The 26,530-nt window shown below is 54.3% G+C and carries 20 protein-coding genes; 3 read left to right on the top strand and 17 right to left on the bottom strand.

Annotation, left to right across the window (positions count from 1 at the left end; translation table 11 throughout):
- Positions 1 to 132 precede the first annotated feature (132 nt).
- The 5 genes from Q0J81_RS11210 to speA all read right to left on the bottom strand — a co-directional run bounded on the left by Q0J81_RS11210 (position 133) and on the right by speA (position 7,107).
- Positions 133 to 1,617, bottom strand: a complete 1,485-nt coding sequence (locus Q0J81_RS11210) for an outer membrane homotrimeric porin (RefSeq protein WP_294447941.1) — start codon at positions 1,615 to 1,617, stop codon at positions 133 to 135.
- Between the two features lie 532 nt (positions 1,618 to 2,149).
- A complete protein-coding gene (nspC, locus tag Q0J81_RS11205; protein WP_294447940.1) occupies positions 2,150 to 3,343 on the bottom strand; it encodes a carboxynorspermidine decarboxylase in 1,194 nt (397 codons plus the stop codon).
- 191 nt (positions 3,344 to 3,534) lie between these two features.
- Positions 3,535 to 3,756 carry a SlyX family protein gene (locus tag Q0J81_RS11200; protein WP_294447939.1) on the bottom strand — a complete coding sequence of 74 codons (222 nt, stop codon included), beginning with the start codon at positions 3,754 to 3,756 and terminating at the stop codon, positions 3,535 to 3,537.
- Between the two features lie 99 nt (positions 3,757 to 3,855).
- Positions 3,856 to 5,052 carry a saccharopine dehydrogenase family protein gene (locus tag Q0J81_RS11195; RefSeq protein WP_294447938.1) on the bottom strand — a complete coding sequence of 399 codons (1,197 nt, stop codon included), beginning with the start codon at positions 5,050 to 5,052 and terminating at the stop codon, positions 3,856 to 3,858.
- A gap of 135 nt (positions 5,053 to 5,187) precedes the next feature.
- On the bottom strand, positions 5,188 to 7,107 hold the full coding sequence (gene speA / locus Q0J81_RS11190) for a biosynthetic arginine decarboxylase (protein ID WP_294447937.1): 1,920 nt from the start codon (positions 7,105 to 7,107) through the stop codon (positions 5,188 to 5,190).
- 194 nt (positions 7,108 to 7,301) lie between these two features.
- On the opposite strand from speA, the gene dinB reads away from it, so the two are divergent.
- The gene (dinB, locus tag Q0J81_RS11185) at positions 7,302 to 8,555 is read left to right on the top strand and encodes a DNA polymerase IV (RefSeq protein ID WP_294447936.1); all 1,254 of its coding nucleotides are present in this window, start codon (positions 7,302 to 7,304) and stop codon (positions 8,553 to 8,555) included.
- A gap of 250 nt (positions 8,556 to 8,805) precedes the next feature.
- Here the strand turns inward: dinB and Q0J81_RS11180 are convergent, their stop codons facing one another.
- The gene (locus Q0J81_RS11180) at positions 8,806 to 10,194 is read right to left on the bottom strand and encodes an aryl-sulfate sulfotransferase (RefSeq protein ID WP_294447935.1); all 1,389 of its coding nucleotides are present in this window, start codon (positions 10,192 to 10,194) and stop codon (positions 8,806 to 8,808) included.
- A gap of 492 nt (positions 10,195 to 10,686) precedes the next feature.
- Between Q0J81_RS11180 and Q0J81_RS11175 the strand changes: the two genes are divergently transcribed.
- Positions 10,687 to 11,427 carry an SDR family NAD(P)-dependent oxidoreductase gene (locus tag Q0J81_RS11175; RefSeq protein WP_294447933.1) on the top strand — a complete coding sequence of 247 codons (741 nt, stop codon included), beginning with the start codon at positions 10,687 to 10,689 and terminating at the stop codon, positions 11,425 to 11,427.
- 116 nt (positions 11,428 to 11,543) lie between these two features.
- Positions 11,544 to 12,974: a DASS family sodium-coupled anion symporter gene (locus tag Q0J81_RS11170; protein WP_294447932.1), complete on the top strand. Its 1,431-nt coding sequence runs from the start codon at positions 11,544 to 11,546 to the stop codon at positions 12,972 to 12,974.
- 293 nt (positions 12,975 to 13,267) lie between these two features.
- On the opposite strand, the gene Q0J81_RS11165 is transcribed toward Q0J81_RS11170, so the two are convergent.
- From Q0J81_RS11165 to Q0J81_RS11115, 11 genes are all read right to left on the bottom strand, one after another.
- Positions 13,268 to 14,200, bottom strand: coding sequence for a rhamnan synthesis F family protein (locus tag Q0J81_RS11165; RefSeq protein ID WP_294447931.1), 933 nt, complete (start codon positions 14,198 to 14,200; stop codon positions 13,268 to 13,270).
- A gap of 25 nt (positions 14,201 to 14,225) precedes the next feature.
- A complete protein-coding gene (locus Q0J81_RS11160) occupies positions 14,226 to 16,919 on the bottom strand; it encodes a rhamnan synthesis F family protein (RefSeq protein WP_294447930.1) in 2,694 nt (897 codons plus the stop codon).
- 8 nt (positions 16,920 to 16,927) lie between these two features.
- Positions 16,928 to 18,205 carry an ATP-grasp domain-containing protein gene (locus tag Q0J81_RS11155; RefSeq protein WP_294447929.1) on the bottom strand — a complete coding sequence of 426 codons (1,278 nt, stop codon included), beginning with the start codon at positions 18,203 to 18,205 and terminating at the stop codon, positions 16,928 to 16,930.
- An 11-nt stretch (positions 18,206 to 18,216) separates the two neighbouring features.
- A complete protein-coding gene (locus tag Q0J81_RS11150) occupies positions 18,217 to 18,891 on the bottom strand; it encodes a ribulose-phosphate 3-epimerase (protein WP_294447928.1) in 675 nt (224 codons plus the stop codon).
- Positions 18,884 to 19,906: a galactitol-1-phosphate 5-dehydrogenase gene (locus tag Q0J81_RS11145; protein ID WP_294447926.1), complete on the bottom strand. Its 1,023-nt coding sequence runs from the start codon at positions 19,904 to 19,906 to the stop codon at positions 18,884 to 18,886. Before Q0J81_RS11145 ends, Q0J81_RS11150 begins: the two co-directional genes overlap by 8 nt.
- Positions 19,903 to 20,610, bottom strand: a complete 708-nt coding sequence (locus Q0J81_RS11140; RefSeq protein WP_294447925.1) for an IspD/TarI family cytidylyltransferase — start codon at positions 20,608 to 20,610, stop codon at positions 19,903 to 19,905. The genes Q0J81_RS11145 and Q0J81_RS11140 overlap by 4 nt, the downstream gene beginning before the upstream one ends.
- A gap of 5 nt (positions 20,611 to 20,615) precedes the next feature.
- Positions 20,616 to 23,087 (bottom strand): CDP-glycerol glycerophosphotransferase family protein, encoded by a 2,472-nt coding sequence (locus tag Q0J81_RS11135; protein ID WP_294447924.1) that lies wholly within the window; start codon positions 23,085 to 23,087, stop codon positions 20,616 to 20,618.
- A 241-nt stretch (positions 23,088 to 23,328) separates the two neighbouring features.
- Complete coding sequence (locus Q0J81_RS11130) at positions 23,329 to 24,393, bottom strand: DegT/DnrJ/EryC1/StrS aminotransferase family protein (protein ID WP_294447923.1); 1,065 nt, start codon at positions 24,391 to 24,393, stop codon at positions 23,329 to 23,331.
- The gene (gene rfbB / locus Q0J81_RS11125) at positions 24,390 to 25,412 is read right to left on the bottom strand and encodes a dTDP-glucose 4,6-dehydratase (protein ID WP_294447922.1); all 1,023 of its coding nucleotides are present in this window, start codon (positions 25,410 to 25,412) and stop codon (positions 24,390 to 24,392) included. The genes Q0J81_RS11130 and rfbB overlap by 4 nt, the downstream gene beginning before the upstream one ends.
- Before the next feature lie 75 nt (positions 25,413 to 25,487).
- Positions 25,488 to 26,318: a dTDP-4-dehydrorhamnose reductase gene (gene rfbD, locus Q0J81_RS11120; RefSeq protein ID WP_294447921.1), complete on the bottom strand. Its 831-nt coding sequence runs from the start codon at positions 26,316 to 26,318 to the stop codon at positions 25,488 to 25,490.
- The coding region (locus Q0J81_RS11115) for a dTDP-4-dehydrorhamnose 3,5-epimerase family protein (protein WP_294447919.1) at positions 26,309 to 26,530 on the bottom strand (222 nt) is incomplete at its 5' end. The genes Q0J81_RS11115 and rfbD, both read right to left, overlap by 10 nt.

Here is a 26,530-nt window from a genome sequence, read left to right as displayed (position 1 = left end):
TCGGAACGTTGCCATGACGAAAAAGGCCGGCTCCATATGGAGCCGGCCTTGTCGTATCCTGCCGTCAGAGGGGTCCGGCCTTGTCCCGGAATGACAGAGGAGAAGGGCGGTGGCGACGGGATGAAAAGATGCTTAGAACTTGTAGCGGAAGTTCAGCGCGGCGCGCCAGGCGTTGGAGAAGTCGCTGCTTTCACCGGCGGCATTCTTCCACACTCCGCCGTCGAAGTCCTGGAAGGCATAGCTGAGTTCCAGAACGGTGACGAAGTTCTTGTAGATCTGATAGGAGGTATCGAAGTCCACTTCCACCACGTGATCCTTCGTGGTGAGATAGTTGGCCGGAGACACGGAGCCGCCGTAGATGTTGTTGATGATGTTCGGCATGTTGCTGCTGTTGGTGCCGCGGAAGTAGCTCACGCGCAGGTCATGCGATAGGTTGTCGATGAAGCTCATTCTGTTGAGCTGGGCGCTTATGCCCCAGGTACCGCCGGCGCTGCCGTTGTCTATGGTGTTGGCGATGTTGAAGCGGCCCTTGAAGTAGGAGCTCGCGCCGGGCTTGAAGCCGCCGGAGAGGTACAGGGGCTGCTCGGAACCGTTGGTCACCTTGCTGTCGTCGCCGGACGCATACCAGGCTTTCAGGGTGGGCACGAACCAGGGCAGACGATATTCGGCAAGAGCGGCGAGGTACCAGCCTTCGCGTTCGGTGGAGGCGTTGCCGTTGTGCGTGCCGCTGTAATAGAAGTCCATGGCGAGACGCAGCGGGTCAAACAGCGTGAAGTCGCCGCCGAAGCCCGCAAACCATACGGTGGAACCGGTGCCGTCGGGCGTGGCCACGAGCGTGCCGTTGTTCCAGGAGAGGCGGTTCATGCCGTTGAAGGGCAGCAGGCCGGACGCGGTGGGACCGGCGTTGGACACGCGGTCGAAGTCATTGCCGCCGTGACCTACCATGGCCCAGGGCGTGAAGCGGAAATAGTCGTACTTGAGATCACCGATGAGACCGAACAGATCCACGTCGGCATCCTCATAGCGGTATTCTCCGTAGGCATTCTTCAGAGGATCGGACACGGCGCGCATCCAGAAGGCGTTGGCGCTGAACGTGTCGGTCACGGGAGCGGAAATGAACACGCCGGTGGCGGGATCGTCCAGCACGGGGCTGCCGGCCACATAGTTGGGCAGAAGCACTTCCTGCTGACCCATGCGCACATGCACGTTTGTCTGCGGGATCATCCAGTCGATGTATGCCTGACGGGTGGTGATGTTGGTGGAGCGGGTTCCCAGCGCGCCGCCGTCGTTCTCCATCTTGCCGGCGCCCTTGTAGGGACCGCCCCAGTTGAAGATGCCGATCTGCGCCTGATAGAACGCGGAGAGCTGTTCGCTCATGACAAAGTCCATGCCGAGACGCATACGCTGATACACGTCGAAGTGATGCTGGTTCAGATCGCGACCGGTGTTGTGGCGATAGTCCGAAGAGTCCATGAAGGAATTGTCGCCGTTGAGATTGCTGGAGCCGCTGAACGAGAAGTCGTAGGTTCCGCTGATCTTGACGTCGACGGCGGATGCGCCGCTTGTCGCGGCCAGCGTCATGCCTGCCGCCAGCATGAGGGTGAGAATCTTTTTCATGTCATACCTTCCCACTGTTTGCCTGATTCTTCCGGCATGGATGACATTCCATGCGTCACACAGAAGAAAGAATTCAGGATTTTGGCCTTTATGAAAGACATGTGAAAGGTATAGTTTCTTTTTTATGACAAAAACAATATGAGAGATGTTAGAATGTTCAGTTTTTTACACGTTATTATACAGTAATGTATTATTTGTTGATGATTTTAGTTATAGAGTATTATAATATTGTAGCAGTGTATTATAACAGTAATATTTCATAATGTAGAACTGATGCATGAGTTGCAGCAGGCACGGTTGTAAGAAGACAGATGGCGCGTCATGCTGGTGTGTCGCAATCTGCCGACATCCGGCGAGACGGGCGTGGAGCCGTTTTTTTTCTCCGGGCTGTATGGGCTGATACGGCAGATCTAACGGGAAGGATGCGAGATATGTTCCCTTCGAGGCCGCTGTTCTGACCTTCAAGCGCTGAAAAAAGGCCCCTTCCGTACTCGCGGAAGGAGCCCTGTCTGCTTGAAGGGGGTGATGCTCTTTACAGGCGGCTGCGGAAGTCTTCGTAGCCGAACGTGCGGGTAACGCGGCGCTGATCGGTTTCCGAGTCCCAGATGGCGATGGAAGGCAGACGCAGGCCGTTGAAGGTGGTGGTCTTCACCATGCTGTAGATGGCCATGTCGAGAAAGACCAGTTTGTCACCGCTCTTCAAAGGCTCATCAAAGGAGTATTCGCCGATGACGTCGCCCGCCAGACAGGACTTGCCCGCCAGTCGGCAGGTAAAGTTCTTTTCTCCGGGCTCTCCTGCGCCTATGACGTTCGGGCGGTAGGGCATTTCCAGCACGTCGGGCATATGGCAGGCAGCGGAGGTGTCCAGAATGGCGATGGGCATGTCGGCCTGAATGACGTCGAGTACTGTGGCGACGAGCACGCCGGCATTGAGGGCCACGGCTTCGCCGGGTTCAAGATAGACCTGAACCTGGTAGGTGTCGCGCACGTGTTCGATGCATCGGCACAGAAGATTGATGTCGTAGTCGGCGCGGGTGATGTGATGGCCGCCGCCGAAATTGATCCACTTCATCCTGGAAAAGTAGGCGCCGAAGTGCTTTTCCACGGCTTCCAGCGTACGGGCGAGGCTGTCGGCGTTCTGCTCACAGAGCGTGTGGAAATGCAGACCGCTTATGCCGTCGAGGGCGTGAGGGTCCTTTTCCATCTCGGCATGGAAGGCTGCGGGCCGTATGCCCAGCCGGGACCCGGGAGAGCAGGGATCATAAATGGGCACCGCGCCTTCGGAGTGCTCGGGGTTGAGGCGAAGGCCGCATTCTATGGAAACGCCGCGTTCCTTTTCGGCCTCCTGCACCAGAGGACGAAATGTTTTCCACTGGGCAAAGGAGTTGAATACGATGTGGTCGGCGTAGCGCAGGGTTTCGGCAAGTTCTTCGCGGCTCCAGGCCGCGGCAAAGGCGTGCACTTCGCCGCAGAATTCCTCCCTGGCAAGTCTTGCCTCGTCGGGCGAGCTTGCGCAGCAGCCGTACAGCGGACCGCGCATGGCGCGCGAGAGCACGGGAAAGGTCATCCACTGAGAAAAGCACTTGAGTGCGAGCATGATTTTCGCGCCCGTGCGCGTCTGCACGTCGTCGAGAACAGCGGCGTTCTTTTTCAGAAGGGCGAGGTCGGTGACAAAGCAGGGGGAAGGCCACGATTCGGGCCGGAGTTTGGCAAGGTAGTCGTTCATGACGCTCGGCGGGTTGAAGGGTGAGCTGGGACTGTCTGCAGAAGGCGTCAATGCCGGCGGAATTCGGCGGCTCAGCAGCGAATGCAGGGAAAAGGCCGCGAAATGCGGGGCAGACCGGGGCGCGTGTCAGGGACGGCCATGCCGTTGCATGGCTCCGGAGGGAGGAGCGGCATGCCGGACGCGTCGGGCCGTCAGTAGCGCTCGGGCATGTAGTGGGGCGGCAGGGTGTTCACCGGGCCGTCCTGCGAGGCGTCGAGCAGCGTGGTTATGTTTTCTTCCATGTCGGCAAGGCGCTTTTCCAGCGCGTCGAGCTGCTTCTGCTGACCTATGAGCGCCTCGTTGAGCTGCGTGAGCAGCTTTTCCTGAAAGTAGGCCAGCTCTTCCAGTCTGGCTATCTGTTCTTCGGCCGTCATGTCGCCTCCATGGAGACAGGAAGAGCGGACGGGCTCATCCCGCCCGCTCTTCCGGGATTCGGATATCTTTTTTTCTGCGGAAAGGCGTTCCGCGTTTTTTTACAGGTCGGGCTCGGTGACCTTCCAGGGCAGGCCGTATTTGCCGAGCACCTCAAGGAAGGGATCGGGATCCATCTGTTCCATGTTCCACACGCCGGGCTTGTTCCACTTGCCGGTCACCATCATCATGGCGCCCACCATGGCGGGCACGCCGGTGGTGTAGGAAATGGCCTGCGAGCCGAGTTCGCGGTAGCATTCCTGATGGTCGCAGATGTTGTAGATATAGGCGGTGCGCTTCTTTCCGTCCTTCACGCCGTGCATAAGGCAGCCGATGCAGGTCTTGCCCACGGTACGGGGACCGAGGGAGGCGGGGTCGGGCAGAAGCTTTGCCAGAAACTGCAGAGGCACGATGTCGTGGCCCTGGAAGTTCACGGGTTCGATGCCTATGAGACCCACGTTCTTGAACACCTGCAGGTGGTTCAGGTAGGCGTCGCCGAAGGTCATCCAGAAGCGGGCGCGGCGTATGCCCTTGAGGTTCTGCACCAGCGATTCCAGCTCTTCATGGTACATGAGGTAGCAGTTGCGCCTGCCGATGCCTTCGGGAAAATCAAAGTTCATCTTCCACGACAGCGGATCGGTTTCCACCCACTCGCCGCGTTCCCAGTAGCGGCCCTTGGCCGACACTTCGCGCAGATTGATTTCGGGGTTGAAGTTGGTGGCAAAAGGCAGGCCGTGGTCGCCGGCGTTGGCGTCGATGATGTCGAGCACGTGGATCTCATCGAAGAGGTGCTTCTGGGCGTAGGCGCAGAACACGTTGGTCACGCCGGGGTCGAAGCCGGAGCCGAGCAGGGCGCAGAGGCCGGCATCCTTGAACTTCTGCTGGTAGGCCCACTGCCACTTGTATTCAAAATGGGCGTCGTTCGGCGGTTCGTAGTTGGCGGTGTCGAGATAGTTCACGCCGGCCTCGAGGCAGGCGTCCATGATGTGCAGGTCCTGATAGGGCAGAGCGATGTTCATGACCAGATCGGGCTGCACGCGGCGGATGAGCGCCACAAGTTCCGGCACGTTGTCGGCGTCCACCTGAGCGGTTTCAATATCGCGGCCGTAGCGTTCCTTGACGCTTGCGGCAATGGCGTCGCACTTGGATTTCGTGCGGCTGGCCAGCACGATGTCGGTAAAAACGTCAGCGGCCTGCGCGCACTTGTGCGTGGCGACGGAGCTTACGCCGCCTGCGCCGATGATAAGTACCTTTGCCATGTTCTTGCTCCTTGCAGATGAAGGGTTCGGAGGCGGAAGGAAACCGCGCTCTGAATGCCTTATGGATAAAGGGGAGAACGAGGTTCTCGGCCGGGAAAAAGGGATTCGGAGGGAAAAGGTTTCCCTCCGTTTTTCCTATCGTTCAAAGTAGGTGTAGCCGCGCAGTCCGTCTTCAAAGGCCTGCATGAGCTGATAGCGCTGAGCGGGCGTGATGCGGTTCTCGCGTACGGCCCGTTCCGCAGACTTGCGGATGCCCACGAGCACGCGGTGAGGATCGTATTCCACGTAGGCGAGAATGTCGGACACGGAGTCGCCGTCGAGTTCGCGGACGAAGTCGTAGCTGCCGTCTTCCTGAATGCGCACGGATACCACGTTGGTGTCACCGAGCAGGTTGTGCAGATCGCCCAGCGTTTCCTGATAGGCGCCCACGAGGAAGGTGCCGAGATAGTATTCCTCGCCGTCTTTAAGCGGGTGGAGTTCCAGCGTGGTCTTGAGTCCCTGCGGATCGATGAAGTGAGAAATGCGGCCGTCGCTGTCGCAGGTGAGGTCGGAGAGTATGCCCTGCCTTTCGGGGAATTCGCCCAGGCGGTGTATGGGCATGACCGGGAAAAGCTGATCTATGGCCCAGCTGTCGGGCAGCGACTGGAACACGCTGAAGTTGCAGTAGTAGATGTCCGCCAGCATGGAGTCGATTTCGTTGAGCTCCTTGGGAATGTACTTCACGCGGTTCTTTTCTTCGGAAAGCACGCGCATGATGGCCCAGAAGAAGCGTTCGGCCAGCGTTCTCTGGCGCAGGGTGACGCGGCCCGTAATGAAGAGCTGGCGCATTTCGTCATAGTAATAAATGGCGTCGTTGTAGGTTTCCTGCAGGTTGCGGGGGTTGATGTTCTGCAGGGTCTCCTTCAGGTTGCGCACGGGCTCGGGCGCGTCTTCGGGCAGTTCTTCCGGCAGGCTGCCCACTTCGATGAGACTTACGTCGAGCACGTTGAAGAGCAGAATGGAGTAATAGGCCACCGTGGCACGGCCGGATTCCGTAATGATGTGCGGATGCGCGATGCCCTGCTCGTCGAGAATGGTCATGACGGCTTCAACCACGTCGGTGCAGTATTCCATCATGGTGTAGTTGCGCGAGCTCACGTAGTTGGTGTGCGAACCGTCGTAGTCCACGGCAAGACCGCCGCCGAGGTCGAGGTAGCCCATGGCCGCACCTTCCTGCACGAGGCTTGCGTAAATGCGTGTGGCTTCCATGACCGCGGCGCGGATGTCGCGGATGTTGGGCACCTGCGAGCCGAGGTGATAGTGCATGAGCTTGAAGGTGTCGAGCATGTCGTGTTCTTTGAGCGTGTCCACGACGTCCACGATCTGCGCGGAGGTGAGGCCGAAGGCGGAACGTTCGCCGCCCGATTCCGACCAGTGACCGCTGGCCTTGGTGCTGAGCTTCACGCGCACGCCGATCTGCGGACGGATGTTCAGGCGTTTGGCCTCTTCGAGAATGACATCGAGCTCGCCCGGCATTTCCAGCACGAAGATGACGTTGAAGCCCATGCTGAGCGCGTGCAGGCCGAGATCTATGAATTCCTCGTCCTTGTAGCCGTTGCAGATGAGGCAGGCTTCGCGGCTCTTGAGCTGGCTTATGGCAGCGATGAGCTCAGCCTTGGACCCCACTTCGAGCCCGTGATGGTAGGCAGCGCCGTACAGGGCGATCTTTTCCACCACCTGCTGCTGCTGGTTTACCTTGATGGGAAAAACGCCGCGATATTCGCCCTTGTAGCCGAGGTCGCTGATGGCGGCGCGGAAGGTCTGATGCAGAAGGGATATCTGGGAATCCAGAATGTTTTCGATGCGGAGCAGCACGGGCAGATCGTACCCGCGCGCCTTGAGTTCGCGGATGATTTCCAGAACACTGACTTCCGGACCTCCGTCGCGACCGAAGGGACGAATGACCACCTCGCCGCTCGGAGAGATGTCAAAATATCCTGAACTCCAGTTGCGGATGCCGTACAGGTCCACGGAATCTTCCACAGTCCACTTCTGCATAGATTTCTTTCTGGCCAACGATCCTGACTCCTTATGGGATGGAAAAAGAAGGGCCGGGGAGGCCCGAGGTTGCCCTTTTTTTCGCTCAAGGGCATGATGAGGACGGGTACTTCTTCCTTAGAGAGCCCCCCCCCCTTTGTCAAGGACAATCCTCGGAATGGGGCCCTCTGTAACGAGATTTTCATATTCGGCGGCTTTTCGGGAGACAGGCTTTGGCTTCATCGCGGCGCTGGATCATGCACATGGACATGGATGCCTTTTTTGCATCCATAGAACAGCTCGACAACCCGTCGCTGCGCGGTCGTCCCGTGGTGGTGGGCGGGGAACATCGCGGCGTGGTGAGCACCTGTTCCTACGAGGCGCGTCGTTTCGGCGTGCGTTCGGCCATGCCCATTGCCGAGGCGAGACGTCGCTGCCCGCAGGCCGTGTATGTGCGGCCGAGAATGCGCCGCTATGTGGAAATGTCCGCGCTGGTGCGCGAGACCATTGCGACTTTTTCGCCGAAGGTGGAAATGGCTTCCGTGGATGAGGCCTATCTCGACGCCACGGGACTTGAGCGGCTGTTCGGGCCGGTGGATGCCATGGGGCGCGCGCTCAAGGCTGCCGTACGGGAAGCCACGGGCGGACTGACCTGTTCCGTGGGCATAGCGCCGGTGAAGTTTCTGGCCAAGATAGCGTCGGAACAGCGCAAGCCCGACGGACTTTTCATGCTGGAGAGAGAAAGCGTGCCGGCATTTCTGGCAACGCTTCCCGTGACCGCCGTGCCCGGCGTGGGAAGACGCTTTTCCGAGGAACTTGCGAGGCTAGGCGTGAAAACCTGCGGCGACGTGTCGCGCTACACGGAACAGTTCTGGCGCACGCGCTACGGCAAGGCGGGAGGCGTGCTCTGGGAGAGGGCGAGAGGCGAAGATCCGCGGGAGGTGGTGCCGTGGTCGCCGCCCAAGTCGGAAAGCGCGGAAGTGACGCTCGATGAGGACACCAGAGACAGGGAATTTCTGAAGACCTGGATTCTGCGTCATGCCGAAAGAGTGGGAGCCTCCCTGCGCGGGCAGGGACTGGCCGGGCGCACGGTGACGCTCAAGATAAAGTACGCCGACTTTCATCAGATCACGCGTCAGGTCACGCTGGATCACAGAATATGCAGCACCGAGAGCATCTATGAGACGGCCTGCACCATTCTCGATGCTCTGGAGCTTTCGGACCGGGTGCGACTCATCGGCGTGGGGGTTTCCGGCTTTGAAGCGGGAGGCCCCGTTCAGCTTTCTCTGCTGCCAGAAAAAAAGCCGGAAAAGGACGAGAGCAGACGGGACAGGTTGAACAAAGCCGTGGATGCGCTTCGCCTGCGTTATGGCGGAAATGCCGTCATGCGCGGCCGCCTGTTCGAGCCGCGTGACGAGACGGACCGGAAAAGTGCGCAGGAGCAGGCCGAACGCGCCGAGGCACGCCGTATACGCGACAGGCATTGAGTTCTGGCCGGAATCCGGCCTGCCATGGAAATTCTTCCGCAGGATGAAAAGCGGACAAAAAAACGGTCCGTCATGGGAGGCCATGACGGACCGAAGGGCGGGGTGTTCATGTTCTTTTGCTGTGAACGGTGATGGGCATGACCGTCTGCACGCTCCGTGACGGAAGCGCCGAAGCAAAAGAGCGCGGGCAATGGAAGGCCTGTCCCGCCGTCAAGGGGAGTTCATGTCGGCTCAGGCAAAGGGGCAGTGCCTATTTGACGTCGGGGTTTTCGCGGTAGGCAATGGGCTGAGGCCAGGAATTATTCTTGGCGCGTTCGTAGCCGGACTTGAAGGGTTCCATTTCCCACAGGCGCACGATGGACGGATCAATGGGCACGCCGTGCGAGAGATCCTTGCCCTGGAAGGCAGGATAATCCTTGGCATAGCGATACACGCGGTGAATCATGTTCTTCATGTGGCCTTCCTTGATGATGTGGGACGTGGTGCTGTAGAGCACGTCGGTGTCGTCAAGGTAGTTGACGGTGCGGCCGTCCTGCAGCCAGGGGCACACGAATTCCCACACCACGCGGGGCTGAGGTCCGGGCGTGACTTCAAAGATCTGACCGGAACCCGTGGAGCAGATGAGCGTATTGCCGTTGGGCAGACGCTGAACGGAGCTCTGATAGGGAGAGGTGAAGTTCTGCGGATTGTGGGACTCGTAGGACCACACGATGTTACCGGTTTCAATGTCCACTTCCAGCGCGCGGGAACGGTTGCCCTTGGGGCGGAACCAGCCGTTGTCGTGAATGAGAATATGCTTGCCTTCGTTGATGAAGGTGCCGCAGTGCGGGCCGAAGAGCTGCTGATCGCCGTCGTCCAGCCAGCCGGGCTTGCGGCCGCGCAGATGGGTGGAGGGATTGCCCCAGCGGTAGATGAGCTTGCCGGTCTTGCGGTCCACGATGACGAACTCACCGAAGTTGCGGCAGGTCATGCATACGCGGTCATGAATGGGGTCGTAGTCCACGGCGTTGAAGTGCACCCAGTCCACGGTGGAGAAGTAATGGGCCGCCGGAGGCAGAATGTAGTTCAGGTTGAACTCGTCGGGAGCGTCGCCCACATGATCCCACAGGTGCCATTCCCAGACCACGTTGTTGTCCTTGTCGATTTCCATCAGATAATCGAGGAACAGCCCCTTGTGCTGCTTGCCTTCAAACCATTCGCCGTCTTCGGGGAGCGTGCCGGGAATGCGGCCGCGGGCGTAGGCTTCCTCATTGCTCTTCTTTTCCAGGCAGATGACGATGGTGTTGCCGTTGGGCATGGGGCAGAAGGCGTGCGAAAGCACCTGCTGGGTCTCGTGGTCGTTCTTGATGTAGCGCTGGAGCAGGTTGCCGTCCCAGTCGTACCGTTCAAAGCCGCCCGTGGTACCGGCAAAGAGCACGGCCTGATTGGGAACGCGGATGCCGCGGACGAGATCGCCGTTGGGCATGAGATGGGCGAACAGACCGGGGAAGTAGTCGGTCTTCCAGGTGTGGACTATTTCGCCTTCCATGTTGATGAGGTGGGTCTCGTTTCTGAAATAGGGGCTGAACAGATTGTAACCGTCGCAGCACAGTTCCTTGTCGTAACGATGAACGCCGGTGGGAATGCCGTGTATGGCCATGACTTGCTCCTTGAAAGGTTGAGGATCTTATTCGGAAGATCCGGGCGTGCTATGTCTGCCAATGAAGCAAAATGCATGCCAAAAATGAAAAAACTGTAAAAACAATATGTTATGTAAATATTACGTTTGAGCAGTAAAATTATTAATGGAGGAATATGACAATAAATGGTAAGTAATATACCATTTATTGTCATATTTTTTCTATTGTCATAACTTTGATAAAAATAGCATTTGTTTTTCGGTGTCATGGATACGTCGGTTATTAGAGATAACAAAAATGGGTAGTTAATATCTTTTTTTTGTAATGAAATATACTAAAACATGGTATGTCCGTACGGTAAGAATATTTAATAACTAATTGATATATAAAAATTAATCAGAATGGCATGAAAAATGCTTCTTTGCACATAGTGCTTCATCATGAAGAAATATTTTGTTGGCATGGCCTTTGCGGAATATGCGGGCTGTGTGAAACGGCAAAGGAGATAAGGAATGAGAGAACAGGGATTGCAGGGAAAAAAGGCGCTCGTGACAGGAGCGGGCCGGGGACTGGGACGCGCCATAGCTCTTGCGCTCGCCTCGCGCGGCGCCGACGTCGCCTGCTGGGACGTCAATGAAGAAGGACTGAAGGAAACGGCGCGTCTCATCGGAGAGCTGGGAAGAAAGGCCGTGTGCCGTGTCATGGACATCACGCGGACGGCAGAGCTTCCGGCGGCCATGGATGAAGATGCCGCGGCGCTCGGCGGGCTCGACATTCTGGTGAACAACGCGGGCGTCAATCGTCCCGTGCCGGCTCTTGAAGTGACGGAAGAGTGCTGGGACAGCATTCTCGCCGTCAACCTCAAGGCCCCGTTCTTCATCGCGCAGGCTGCCGTGAAGCATATGACGGGCGGCGGACGCATCATCAACATCACTTCCAGCCTTTCCACCAACGTCCTGGACAAGCGCGTGCCCTATCAGACGAGCAAGGGCGGCATCAACGTGCTTACCCGGGCGCTGGCTCTGGAATGGGCGCCTCTCGGCATCACGGTCAACGCCGTGGGACCGGCCATCGTGGCCACAGAAATGACGAAGGCCATGGGATCCTCGTCTTCCGTGCATCCCAAGATGCTGCTCGGCCGTCTCGTGCAGCCCGAAGAGATAGGCTCGGCCGTGGCCTTTCTTGCCTCCGACGAGGCGGCCATGATCACGGGACAGGCCCTGTTTGTGGACGAGGGCTGGAGCATTCACTGATCCGGCGCGCATCCTGCGCCGAGGGCCGCAAAGCCCTTTATGACGCAGCGCTCACGCCATGATGCCTTCCCGCCCCGCGGGATTCTGACGAGAAATTTCCCATCGGAGAAACCTACATGTCTGAGAAAGCCGAAATCATCAACGCCATTCCCTTTTCCCCAAGGCGCGCCATAAAGCTTCTTGCTGCTGTTGCGGCCTACCTCGCCATTGCCTACGGCTTCGGGCCCGTGGACGGACTTTCCCATCAGGGGCAGTGTTCCATCGCCCTCATGGTGGCGGCCGTCATCATATGGGTGACCGACGCCCTGCCTCTTGCCGTGGCCGCCATTCTCATGACAATGCTTCAGCCGCTCTCCGGCGCGGCCCCCTTCAACAAGGCTCTCGCCAACTTTGCCAACCCCATCGTCTTCTTCTGCTTCGGCATGTTCTGCGTCACCTTCGCCTTCACCCGTTCCGGATTCTCCGAACGCGTGGCGCTGTGGATTTCCCGTCTTGCGGGCGGAAGTCCGTCCCGGCTGCTTCTGTGCTTCATTGCTGGCGGTACCATTCTTTCCGCCTTCATGGCCGACGTTCCCGTGGTGGTCATGCTGGCGCCCATCGCCCTCAAGGTCGTGGAACAGAACAAGTGCCAGGCAAACGGCAGCAATTTTGCCCGCGCCATCATGATAGGTCTTCCCATAGGCGTGCTCATGGGCGGCATAGCCACCCCCACCGGTGCGTCCATGAACATCCTCACCATGCAGTTCCTGCGCGACATGGCAGGCGTGGACATGAGCTTCCTTGAGTGGGCCGCCATAGGCGTGCCGGTCGTCATCGTGCTCATTCCCGTGGTGTGGTTCGTGCTTCTCAAGATATTCCCTCTGGAACTCGACTATCTGGAAGGCACGGAATGCTTTGAGGACGCCTGGAAGGATCTCGGCCCCATGAGCCGGGACGAAAAGAAGTTCGTCATCTTCATGCTGGTGAACATAGTTCTGTGGTGCACCGACAGCATCCACCACATTCCCCTGCCCATTCTCGCCGTCATTGCCGGTGCGGTGCTGTTCGTGCCCGGCGTGGATCTCATCGACTGGAATTATGCCGGTCCCCGCATGGGATGGAGCATTCTCATGCTCATAGGCGGCGCCTGTTCGCTCAGCATGTCCCTGTGGGAAAGCGGCGCTGCCGCATGGATGGGCAACACGTTCCTCGGCGGTCTGCTTGATCTGCCCACCTGGCTCCTCATGCTCATCATCGGCTTCTTTGCCATGTGGATTCATCTGCTCGTCACCAACTCCACGGCCATCATTGCCGTGTTCATGCCCATGATCATCGCTCTTGCCCAGAGCAAGGGCCTCAATCCCGTGGTGCTCGCGCTGCCTCTTGGCTTCCTTGCCTCCGCCTCTCTGGTGCTGGTCATCGACGCCGTGCAGCTTGTCACCTATCAGTACGGCTACTACTCCATGAAGGACTGGCTCAAGGCCGGCGTGACCATCTCCTTCATATGGATACCTCTGTGCGTCGCCAGCGTGCTCTTCATCGGCGGCGGCGTGCTCGGTCTGTATTAGTCTGAATACGTCGGTCTGAAAGCCCGATACCATGAGGCCCGCGCTGTGAAGGCAGCGCGGGCCTTGTGCGTTGAAGGAGAAGAGGCGCGGTTTGCGGGGACAAAGCCGCTCTGGAAGAGAGGCTCATGGAGGGCATTTCTGTCTCATGCCCGGAGGTGCAGCCTGCGCCCGTCGTTTTTGCGGGCGGCACCCGATGACCGGGGGCCTTTCGGCATGGTGGACAGAAGCGCGGGCACGGCGATGATGGGACCTTAGAGAATCTCCGGTTTGAGTCCGTGTGATTTGCCGTGGAATTATTTAAAAAGAGCCGCCTTTTTCAGCAGATCGTATTTGAAGGCCTTGACCTTGTAGTGGTCCCGGGCCTTTTTTCCAAGGCAGCAGGAGAGTATTCTGCATTTGTCGTGTTTGAGGCGGGAATAGGGGAGTTCCCGTCTGAGATCGTCGATGATGCAGCCTGTGGGGTAGTCCGTTGCATGAATGATGTGGTTGAGCACAGGAATGACCGCAGGGGAGCTGCCCAGAATGAGCTTGCGCTTGACGAGAGGGTTTCTGTCCTCAATGAGCTGAATGTCCGCGCAGAGGTTGAAGGCGTCTCCCTCCGGGGCAAGACGACGGTATTTTTCAAAATCCATGTAGGTTGCGCCGATAAGACCGTTTTTTTCCAGCCAGCCGGAAAATTCCATCTCGTGAAGGCCGACTTCTTCCCAGTAGCTTTCGGCGCAGCGGAGCTCCTTCCACCAGCGCTGAAAGACCGGAGCCGTCAGAGCTGTTTTTCTGAACACATAAAAGTAGGACTGGATGTGCTCCCTGACGGGAAACCGATGCTGTGCCGGGCCAAGAAACCTGTGGGGAAGGGCAGGCTGACGGTTGATTCCCCAGAAGTCGCAGGAAGTTCGGCTCATGACGTCGAACATTTCCGAAAAAGGATACACCGGGCCGTAGCAGGAGCAGTTGCAAAGGACAAGCTCGTCAAGTGCCTGCACCTTGTCCCACCCCGTCCGTTCGAGGCCTGCCTTCCACGCGCCGAAGTCAAGGCCTCTGTTTTCACGTTGCATCCAGCGCACGCCCAGAGCGTCGAGCGCGTCTTTGCTCTCGTCGGTCAGGCCTCCGTTGGCAATGAGAAGAACGTCCGGGGTAATTTGAAGCAGCCCTTCAAGATATTGCCGGACGTATGCTCTCAGTATGCCGTGAGGCTCATAGAAAACGTACAGGGCAAGTCTGTTCATGCGTTTGCCGTCCGCTCTTCCGCCTTTATGCGCCGGGGTGGCGTTTCTTTTTCATTTCACTGAAGAGTTTGTATTTTTCCTTATAGTGTTTGCGCCTTGTGCCGAAGGTTATCTTTGAGAGTATTTTATACTTGTAGTATTTGAATTTTTTAAATTTTATGGAGCCTCTTTTTTCTTTGATCGTTCTGTCGAGGGTGAAGAGCATATTTTTCCAGTTCTGGAGGGAATATATTTTATAGAGTCTCTTGTTGTACTCCCGCATCATGTAGGAAAGATTGTTCATGTATAGTGAGGCATAAGCGTCCGGGGAGCACCAGGCTGTATAGTAGCCTTCATCCTGAACGGCTATGGGGTATATTCTTTCTATGCCGTGGGAAATCGTCGAGTCGACGGGAAGAGGTTCATCGGGGAAGTCTTCATATTTCCATTCATGTCGGAACATGGCTTTGAGTGCGGAACATCTGGCCCAGAAATAAGCGCCGAAAGGTGCTACGGGCGTGTCGTCCATGGGGCATGAGAGGGAAAGCTGGTCGTAGGCCTCCTTCATGGATGCTTCATTGTTGTGGGATTCCGCCCCGAGAGTGCAAAAATCTCCATAATATACAGTTGGCGGCACAAGCATGCCACAAAAAGGCTCTCTATTAAAAACATCAATAATGTTTTCTACATACTGTTTATTGTGCAGGCAACATTCAAGTCCGTGATAAGCAAAGTCTTCTGCCATGATCTGGTACGGAAGCTGCTTGGACTTCTTGTCGTGTATGCAGCATACAAGTTCATGGTTCTGCAGAATGTCCCGACCGGTGACAAGATAGGCGGAAACGTCGCGTCCGCGGTTTGGTTTGAGCCGATATTCTACATTCTTGAAGGGCAGGCTTTGCATGGCCTTGCGATACATGTCCAGCGTGTCTTCACGCGAGGAAATGATGCAGATATGGGAGTGTTCCGGCATGGATGCAATGTAATGACACATGGTGGAACACAAGTCAGGATAGTAAGCGAAGCATAAAAGCGCCGTATCAGGGTTGGAATCCTGCTTCTGTGCTATATGCGACGGCAATATGTAATTCAGATGAAGGGCATCTTTTACGCTTGAAAATTTTTGAGTGGCAAGAAGATCTTGCCAAATAATATATTCGTTATATGTAGTATTGTTTTTTATTAATTTAAAAACATCGCCAGGCGTATGTCCAAGACATTTGTTATTCCAGTAATATTCACTGTCAATAAAAAGTTTTCTTTTTATAAGTGGAATGCGATCTTCTATAAGTAGCTTATTTGCATATATAAATGAACTGTTATCATTGGGGAGTAATGCAAAATATTTTTCAACATTCATCAGGCAAGACGAAATATATCCCGCGTCCTCAAAATATTTGGAAAATTTTGTTTCATGATAGCCTACTTCTTCCTTGTAGCCTTTTGCAGGTACAAGATTTTCCCACCATTGCCGGAAGTGCTTGCTGGTGAGTAGCTTTTTGCGAAAAACGATGAAGTATGACTGAATATGCTCTTCAATGCGGGTATTCGGATCACCAGGAACAAAAAGCGCATCTACCCGTGGATGTTTGGTCAGTCCCCAGAAGTCGCATTCCCGTGCAGACATTGTCTGAAAGGTTTCTGCAAAGGGATATATGGGACCATAGCAGGAGCAGTTGCAGAGAATGAGCTCGTCATATTTGGATATTTCGTCCCACCCTTTGGAAAGAAGAGCCTCCTTCCATGCGGCAAAGTCCAGCCCCTCATTTTTTCTGACCAGAATGTCGACTCCCAGCTCTTCCAGTTTTTTTCGACTTTCTATGGATAGTTTTCCGTTTACGATGACAGTAATATCCTGGGCGACATCCTGAAGTCCCTTCAGGTAGTACATGACATAATCGCGGACGATGCCGTCTTTTTCCCAGAAGACATACAGGGCGAGACGTCTGGTCCTCGCCTGTTCCAGACTGGTTTCCAGCCAACGGATCTGTTCGCTTCTGTTGACGTTCCAGCGGTGTTCGAGCGCCTGATAGAAACGAATGTGCGGTTCTGCGCAGTGTCTGAACCATGTATAGGTGCTGGCTGCGCCATTCCACAGACTGCTCTCATGGCGGCGATAGGCTGACATGACCTCCGGAAGAAAGCCGATGTCGCCTTTTTCCGCATGAAGCAGATGCAGAAAATGGTCGTTGGGGAGCATGGCTTCCGGCAGATTTTCGAGCAGAGAGCCGTCGTTGAAGGCCCAGCGGTACATGACGCTGTTGGTCTGCATGAAGTTGACGTCAAGCAGCTCCGGCAGGGTATGCTTTTTCTGCCATGCCGGTTCAGGGAAAACGGAATTCGCTCTGGATGAGTCATCCCATGTTACGGTCACCGGATGAAAGCAGATGGAGCAATCGGGGTGAGCGTCCAGAAAGTTCGTCTGAAGCTGGAGCTTTTCGGGGCAGGTGAAATAGTCGTCACCGTCATTGATGACGACATATTCGCTGCGTACCTGGGCCAGAGTCTGTCGGTAGTTTTCTATGGCGCCGAGGTTTTTTTCGCGCAGCAGCAGTTTCACAGTCTGAGGAAAGCGCTCGGCATAGGTCTTGAGAATGTCCTGACTGCCGTCGGTGGAAGCGTCGTCTGAAACGAGCACCGTAAAAGGAAAGGTTGTTTTTTGCTGCAGAATGCTGTCAAGCGCCTGCGCAATGAACTTTCCATGATTATAGCAGAAAACAACGACAGTAAGCTTGTTCATGACGGTCTTTACTTCCTGTTGTCGATAAGAACTTCTATGGCGTCGACCGAGAATACCGGGATCCCGCAGTTGTTGAACACGTCTTTGCGTTCCGCAAAGGAATCGTCAATAAAAATGGAATGTCTGGTTTTTATGAATGAAGATTTTTTCGTACTTTTATCATCTATGATGATTATGTCGTCAAACAGGTTCATATCTATGCAATAATTTCTCATGGATTCTTGTATATTGCTGGTATGTCTTGATATGATTATGATGTGTTTGTTCTGGTTTCTGGCTTGATACAGAAGTCTCATGACGTCTGGATTTACTTTTCCGTGAGACGTAATGGTGTCGTCGAAGTCGATATATATGGTATCGTAGTCAATGTCTGTTTTGTAGCAGGCATAGAGGGCTCTGTCGTTTTCGATACGGCATTCATTCATGAACACGTCGACGTCATAGTTCATGGCGTCAAAAAGACTGAGCTGGGCAAAGTTGACGCCTGCGCCGCGAAAAAGTCCCATGGTTCCGGCGATGCGCGGCGCTATTTCCATGAGCACAAGTTCCCCATTCGCCCGCTCCTTCACCTGGAAGAACCACATACCCCGGAACGTCATGCTGTTATTGATGCTTTCGGCTATGGTCCGGAATCCCGGATGATCCACGGGAACGGCGTGTACGCTGATGCCGTTGCTGATCCGGGCCCGGCGTCGTCCTTTGCAGAACAGCAGATGTCCGTGTCTGTCGGTGAAACAGTCCACGGTGAATTCTGCTCCCGGCAGAAATTCGCTGAGGACCAGGCCGTCGGTATCGGCAACGAAGTAGTCATATTCCTTCTGCGTGGTTATTTTGTGTGCGCCGCGGGAGCCCTGTCCGACGTCCGGCTTGGCGAACAGCGGAAAGGTAAGGTCAGCGCCTTTTTCATAGACCGCAGGCACGGGCACCACGCCGGAAAGTCTGGCGTAGGTCTTGAGCTTTGAGCGGCAGATTTCGCAGGTTTCTAGAGGAGAAGTGACTACGACGGCATGCAGCTTTTCGGCATTGCGTGCAAAGGAGAGCACGGCGCTGTCGTGCGCCGGAAAAAGAAAGTCTATGCCGTACCTGTCGATGACGTCGTTGATGCGGTCGATGCAGTCGTCGTCGCTGATGTTGGGCAGGCCGCCCACATAGTTCCGGTACACATAGAGTCCGTGATCGTCGACGCTGGACGCTCCGTACAGTTCAAAATGCGTGCTGTCGGCCAGAGAGCGGTTTATTTCCAGACCGATTTCACTTCCACAGGGAAATACAAGGACTTTTTTCATGGCAGTTCCGTTCAGGCGATGGCGTTGCGCAGTTCGGCTATGGAGTCTTTGCGTATGCCTTCTTTTCCGAAGATGCTTGAGGTGCCGGCAACGAAGATGCTGGCTCCGAGGGAACGCAGTTCCCGGGCATGGGCACAGGTGATGTTGCCGTCGACCTCGATTTGCAGATGAGAGACATCCTTCTGTTCCAGATAGTCGCGCAGTTTTCTGGCCTTGGTGAAGCCGAAGGGAACCATGCGCTGCCCGGCGAATCCCGGATTGACCATCAGAAGGTTCACGCCGTCGACGAAATAAATGATTTCTTCCAGCGCGTGGACGGGCGTTCCCGGATTGATGGCTATGAACACGGACGCGCCGAGCTTCTTTGCATTTTCAATGGTGCGCATGATCTGCATGGAACTTTCATAGTGAATGGAGATGATGTCGCCGGGGCGCACGTCAAGAATGCGCAGCAGTTCATCGGGATTGATCACCATGCAATGATAGTCAAAGGATATGCTGGTCCTGTCGCGCAGGGCATTGATGTAGTCGAGACCTATGCCGAGATTGGGGACAAATCGTCCGTCCATCACGTCAAGATGAAGATATTCGACATTCCCCTCTACCAGTGCATCAAAGGTTTCCCGCATGAAAAAAGGGTTGGTGCACATCATGGAGGCTGAGATTTTTGAAGATTCGCTATTCATTGACGTACATTCCCTTGATGAAGAATTCCGCGTTGTGTGTGAGCTCCTCAAAAGCCTTTTGTCCTGTGCTCAGCGGAAACTTGTGAGTGATGAGCTTTGCAAGATCGTCCTTCATGGGAGAGAGTTCCCTGATAACCGCCTGCCAGTCGTCGGGATAGGAAGAATTCCATATGCCGGTCACGGTGATTTCAGAACGAAGCAGCTTCCAGTACACTTTCTGCGGCAGGCATATGTCGCCGGCTGGGTTCCCTATGAGCACGATTCTTCCTCTGCTTTTGACAAGCTCGATGGAATTCTTGACGGATTCGATGGTGCCCACACTCTCCAGCATGACATCCATGCCTCCGGGCAGGGATGATGCATCGTTCTCCGTCACGCCTTCCTTCAGGCGTACGACATGAAATCCCTGAAAGCTTTTCAGAAATTTTTCCTTTGCTTCCGTTCTTGCAAAAAAGACGACTTCGGCTCCATGACGCCTTGCCCAGAGACCTGCAAGCATGGCTATTGTTCCCGTTCCGGAAATGCCGACTTTTTCTCCCTTCTGTATGTCGGCCACGGCCACGGCGTGCCAGGCCACGGCGGCAGGTTCTGCCAGTGCGGCAACCTCATAGGGAACGTCGTCGCTTACAGGCTGGATATTCCATACGGGAACGGCGATGAATTCGGCAAAGCCGCCGTCGCATCGTGACCCGAAGTAATTGTAATGAGCGCACTGCGCATAGTGCTTTTCCCTGCACTGAGGGCACGAATTGCAGGGAAGAAGAGGAAAGACCGCCACTTTTTTTCCTATAAGATGGGGTGATACCCCTTCTCCCACCTGTTCGACGATGCCGGAAAATTCGTGCCCGGGAATGGTGGGGAAGTGATACGTGCCGCTTTTCAGAACACGGGCAAAATCACTGCTGCAGATGCCGCACGCCTTGATGTGCACAAGAACTTCTCCCTTTTTGGGGGAAGGCGTGTCCACGTCTTTATAGATAAGCTTGTTTACGGCTTCCAGAACACAGGCTTTCATGCTTCCTCCATACGGCAGAGCAGCTCTCCGAGCTGAATGTCGAAGGGCGTGGTTATTTTGATGTTGCGGGGATCACCGGGTACGGTATGGATGGGAATGCCTTTCATCATGCAGATCTGAGCGGTTCCCGTAATGCGTGTTCTTTCGTCGTCGGTCAGCTCGTTCAGGGCCTTGATAAGCACCGTCAGCTTGAAGCTGTCGGGAGCCTGCCCGTGAAAAAGATGGCTGCGCGCAGGCATGTCCGTCACGGTGTCCCCTTCCTCTATCCAGAGCATGGTATCGACGACGGGGAGCGCCGCCACTACGGCCTGGTGCTGCTGAAGAGCCTCAAGGCTGCTTTTCATCATGGAAAAGGGAACGAACGGGCGGACGGCGTCAAAAATGACGATGTCGTCCTCCTTCTGCACGGAGAAGGCGGTTTCGATATACGTGAGCGTGTTCTGAATGCTGTCGAGGCGTTCTTTGCCCCCGCAGGTAATGTGTATGGACGCGCTGTCCATTCCCGACTTCGTTATCAGGTCTTCGAGGTATGAGCGCCAGTCCTGATGGATGGCTATGACCAGCACATCGAAAAGCCTGCTTGCCAGAATCCTTCGGATGGTTCTGACAATGATGGCCTCGCCGTTGAGAGTGATGAACTGTTTCGGTACCGGGCCGGCCATGCGCTTTCCCACGCCGCCGGCAAGAATGGCCGCATATTTCATGTTGCTCACCTGATCTTCAAACGCTGTTTCAGCGTTTCCACGATGCGCTTTGAATTGTCGGCGTCGTTGACGCTCATGTCGTAAAATTCCGCTCTCACCCGTTGCCTCCATTCTCCATCCTTGTCCGGGTGGTTTACGTAGGCGTCAAGCTCCGCAAGAACGTCCTGCCAGGTGTCTACCTTGGGGCCCGGAGTAAATTCGTCGAAGGGATAGTTGAACGACACGTCATGTTCCATGAACGTGGCGCGATCCGGCACGAGAAAGATGATGGGCCTGTCAAGAAGAACGAAGTCGAAGGCAATGGAGGAATAGTCGGAAATCATGATGGAGTAGCTTCCAAGCGACGTGTAGACGTCCTTGTCCCTGTCCATGGAAATTCTTTTGTGTCCCTCAAGGGCAGAAAGAATTTTTTTCTGATAGTTCCTCCACGTATGAGGATGAAGTCTTAAAACAAGTTCACCATCCACGCGTTCAAGAAATTCGTCGATATCGGGAATGGCCTCGATGAATCTGTCGATCATTATGACTTCATCATTTTGATTCCATCTGTATGTTGGTGCATAAATAATTTTTATTTTTTCAGGCGTTGGAGAAGAATGAAGGAAAATATTCCTTGGATGACCAGAAAGAATGCATGCTTTTTCCGAAATGCGCCAAGGTCTCACAAGAAATTTAATATGTTCAGGTCCGGGACAGAGAAAAGCATAATAGCGCTCCATGAGTTCTCTAAAAGGAGATTTTAAAATAAATCTAAATGTTTTTATAAATTTTTCTTTTATAGTATCATTTTTTGACAACATGATATCAGAAGAAAAGCGAACACCTGGAACTTTTGTATTCGGCAGCATATCGTTTACAGGTGTCATAGCTTTTAATCCTACTCCGTGCCATAATTGAACGACCTTTGTTCTTGCATTGAAGCCATAAATATTATCATAATCAGAGCTTTTAAAATGATCGGTAAATGCCAGCTCTGCTCGAAGCATGAGCCAGCGCGAATGCAGGGTCTTCATATAGCCGACCGGAAGTCCACGTTCCCTGAGTTCATGAAGGACGTTGTGATCGCAGGTCATCCAGACGGCGTGTATTTCCGGATGATGCTGAACTATATACTCAAAAAGATACTTGGTATTATCCACGTATCCTCTCTTATAGAAGGAGGAGAATACCCAGAGATTCTTTTTTTTGGGTACAAGAGCGCCAGTCCAGTACCATAGAAATGAGAGCATCAGCCGAAGAGGAGAGAAGGCGCGATCATAGGCACGTCTGCCTTCTTTCCAGCCAAACGTAAAGAAATGCTCGCGGGGATCTACTCCTGCGGCAGCAACATCGGGATTCTTTGCCAGGTAGAAATCTTTATTGAAGAAAAGATATCCGACAAGTTTATGGAGTTTCTTTTTTTGAAAAGCAAGAAAGTTATGAAGTTTTAAAACTTTTTTCACATTATTAATAATTTTTTTATCGCTGAATATACAGTTGTATTCTTTTACTCCATATATAGATATTTGATTATGGTATTTTCTATATATATTAATAAGATTAGAAAAACATAGGGGCATGGACTGTGGATACTTTTCAAGTACAGATATAAAAGCATCATAACTATTTATTTTATTGCAAGCCTCAATAAGATTGATGAATTCTCTTTCAAGACGATTTTTTATTTGTGGGCAGGCATAGGAGTTGTAATTTTTTTTAAAAAAGTCATATAATCCATAAAGAAATCTTACATATTCACATCTTGTCTTTATAAAATGATCTGTTTTATCTTTTGTCATGAAGACGCCGACGTCACTTCTTCTGTAGACTGAGGTGACTTCAGGAATAAATCCGGCAACTTTCATGCCGAGTTGCATCATGAGAATGGGAAAATCTCCGACGACTCCGCCGTAAAACCAGTCAGGTACCTCGAGTTCATAGTTCCAGCGAAAGAAGTAGCTGGAAGTCTGTGCCGGCATGATGTTCAGCAGTTCGTGAGCAAAATAGGAACTTTTGAACTGATAGCCGGGAAGGGAATCAGGAATGAGAATTTCTCCATTGACGGGATGATACCAGTCAAGGATTCCCCAGTCCTCTGGATAAACAATTTTGGTCTTGGTAAAGCAGAATCCTGCTTCAGGATGCGTTTCCATATAGTCAAACTGCTTTTGCAGCTTGTACTCGTCCACCCAGTAATCATCGCCTTCACAAAACGCAATATAGGGAGCCGTACAGCGCCTGCACAGATCCATGAGGTTTCGGGTAGGCCCCATGTTCTGATCCCTGTCCACAGGTTTTATGATGTCGGGATACCGACGCGCATATTCCTCGACTATGGCTTTTGTTCCGTCGGGAGAGCAGTCGTCGCCGACCAGCACTTCAAAGGGAAACGTTGTTTTTTGTGAAACGAACGATTCCAGAGCTTCGGCAATATACTTCTCATGGTTGTATGTAATGCATACAACTTGAACTTTTTTGTCGTTTTTTTCTTCCATCATGTTCTCTCCGTTATAAGTACAGAATAATTAATTTATTTCATAAATTATATCTTTATTTTGTATATGTCCATTACTACCATTTAAATCCCATGTAACGCCTGTTTTTATAAATCTAGCAGGATTAGCCGAAAGTATACTATGAGGAGTAATATTTTTTACAGATCCTGAACTTACAACGCTTCCTTTCTTTTTTGCGACGAAGGAATGAACCAGCACAGAAAGTTTGTCAGCGCCTTATTCATCAGAGAAGCTCGCAGATCTTTTTTATGATTTCTTCGGTAAGGCCCACAAAGAGAGGCAGGCAGGCGATGCGGACGGAAATGTCTTCAGAAATGGGACACGATTCCGTCTGTTCCAGATAGGGCAGGGTGTTCAGGCTGGGATAGAAGTAACGACGCGGATACACGTCTATGCCGTGCAGTCGTTCGAAGGCGGCGAGCAGATCCTTTTCGCTTTCAAACACGACGGGATAGTAGGCGTAGTTGTATTCCAGTCCCTGCTGATTTGCGGGACGACGCAGCTTGCCGGCAAGAAGGCTGTCGTAGAGCTCCGAGAGCTTTTTCCGTTCCGCCAGAATGTAGTCGAGATGAGGGAGCAGAGCATTGCCCATGGCGGCGTTGAATTCATCCTGCTTGGCGTTGATGCCGAGCGTGAAGTGCTCGTCACCGTTATGGCCGAAGCGTTTGATGAGATCGAGCTTTTTGTTCACCTCTGTATTATTTACGATGCATGCGCCGCCTTCAATGGTGTGAAACAGCTTGGTGGCGTGGAAGGACAGCGTGGAAATGTCGCCGTAAGAACAAAGGGCTCTGCCTTTGTACCTTGCGGCAAAGGTATGCGCTGCGTCATAAATGACTTTGAGGTGGTACTTGTCGGCCACGGCCTGAATGGCTTCCACATTACAGGCGTACCCGAAGACATGGACGGGCATGATGGCTTTGGTGCGGGGTGTGATGGCCGCTTCAATTTTTGCGGGGTCGAGGGTAAAATTGTCGGGCTCTATGTCCACGAATACGGGCGTGCACCGTTCCCACAGGATGGAAGACGTGGTGGCCACATAGCTGAACGGCGTGGTGATGATTTCGCCTTCCGTAATGTCGAGGGCTCGCAGCGCCAGCTGGAGTGCCACGGTACCGTTGGTGACGTATTGAAAGTGTTCAACCCCGAACAGCTCCCGCATGCGCGCTTCCAGCTCCTGAACTTCCGGCCCCTGGTTGGTCAGAATGTCGCGCTCAAAAATAGCAGATACTCTTTTCAGATATTCTTCCTTCGGGGGAAGATACGGTCTGGTAATATAGATGCTCATGATTTTTTCTCCACCTGCTTGAGATACCAGTCCACGGTCTTCACGATGCCGGACTCAAAGTTTTCGTCGGGCTTCCAGCCGAGTTCCGTCACTATTTTGGTGGGGTCGATGGCATAGCGCTTGTCGTGTCCCGGACGGTCGGAGACGAAGGTCATGAGCTCTTCGTATTTTGCGCCGTTTTTGCGCGGACGGCGTTCGTCCAGAATGGAGCACACCGTGTGCAGGATCTGGAGATTGTCCCGTTCGTTGTGGCCGCCGATGTTGTAGGTTTCGCCGCTGCGTCCCTTGTGAAAAATGAGGTCGATGGCCTTGCAGTGGTCGAGCACGTAGAGCCAGTCGCGGATGTTGGAGCCGTTGCCGTACACGGGAATGGGCTGTTCCGCGAGACATTTCGAAATGATGACGGGAATGAACTTTTCGTGATGCTGCTTGGGACCGTAGTTGTTCGAGCAGTTGGAGGTGGTCACGTTCATGCCGTAGGTGTGATGGTAGGCGCGCACGATGAAGTCCGAGCCCGCCTTGCTGGCGGAGTAGGGACTGTTGGGGGCGTAGGGCGTGGTTTCGGCAAAGTATCCGGTGGCGCCCAGCGTGCCGTACACCTCGTCGGTGGAGATGTGATGGAATCTGGCATATTCATATCCCGGCTTCACCTTGCCGGGACCGTCCATCCAGTGACGGCGTGCGGTTTCTATGAGGGTGAAGGTGCCCATGTAGTTGGTTTCCATGAAGGCGCGGGGGCCCTTGATGGAGTTGTCGACATGGCTCTCCGCCGCAAAATGAATGACGCCGCGGATGTCATGCTCCGTAAACAGCCGCTCCACGAAGGTCTCGTCGCAGATGTCCCCCTGCACAAAGGTATAGTTGGGCATGGCCTCGCATTCCTTTACATTGTCGAGGTTGCCCGCATAGGTGAGCTTGTCGAGGTTGATGACATGGTATTCCGGATATTTCGTGCAGAAGTACGGAACGAAGTTGGAGCCGATGAATCCGGCACCGCCGGTGACGAGAATGGATTTCATGGTGTTGCGATTCCTGAAGTTTGCGGGTCCTGAACGGAAGAAGCATGGAGTGTCGTGACGGGAGCCTGCCGGATGCTATGTCGTCATGGCCGTCAGGCATCTTTTCAGTCCGTCTCTCCAGTGAGGGATGGACAGTCCGAAGTCCTTCTTGATTTTTGCCTTGTTGAGTACGCTGAAGGCCGGTCGTGCGGCCCGGGTGGGATAGTCGGCGCTTTCGATGGGGCGCACGGCGCAGGAAAGGCCGGATTCTTCCATGATGGCCACGGCAAAGTCGTACCAGCTTGTCACGCCTTCATTGCTGTAGTGAAAGACGTCCTTCATGCCCGGCGCTGTCTGCGGCAGCATGGCCGTGATGGCAGAGGCCAGGTCTGCCGCGTACGTCGGAGTTCCGACCTGATCGAACACCACGCCGAGACTGTCGCGTTCCGAACCGAGGCGGCGCATGGTCTTGACGAAGTTCTTTCCGAAGGAGGAATAGACCCACGCCGTACGGATGATCACCGCCGTTTCGGCTTCGTTGAGCACGGCTTCTTCGCCTGCAAGCTTGGTCTTGCCGTAGACGGAAACGGGATTTGTCGCATCGTTTTCCCGGTAGGGGCGGCAGGACGTTCCATCAAAGACATAGTCCGTGGAAACATGAACGATGCGGCGGCCGTAACGGGCAAGAAGCGCGGGGCCGAGACGGTTTGCCCGGTCCGCTGCCTCAGCCTCGTCTTCCGCCCTGTCTACCGCCGTGTAGGCGGCGCAGTTGATGACGAAGTCAAAGGACTGCGCTTCAAAAAAGGCCTTCACGGCGGATTCGTCGGCAATGTCGAGCTCGGCGCGCCCTGCGTACACGGCGCGGTTGCCGAGAAGAAAACGCAGTTCCTGACCGAGCTGACCATTGGCACCCGTGACTAGAAGCATGACTCAAACTCCGCGAAGAAAGGATGCTGCCTGTCTTTTTCCGAGGTGAGCGCTTTTGCCATGTCGATGCGCCAGTCTATGGCAAGCGTGGGGTCGTCGAAGCGGATGCCGCCTTCGGATTCCCTGCAGTAAAGATTGTCGCACTTGTAGGCAAAGACCGCCGTTTCGCTGAGCACGGAAAAGCCGTGGGCAAAGCCGCGCGGGATGAAGAG

Source organism: uncultured Mailhella sp., assembly GCF_944324575.1.
Taxonomy (GTDB): domain Bacteria; phylum Desulfobacterota; class Desulfovibrionia; order Desulfovibrionales; family Desulfovibrionaceae; genus Mailhella.
The sequence above is the reverse complement of the archived record's forward strand: the minus strand, read 5'-3'. Positions and strand labels throughout refer to the sequence as shown.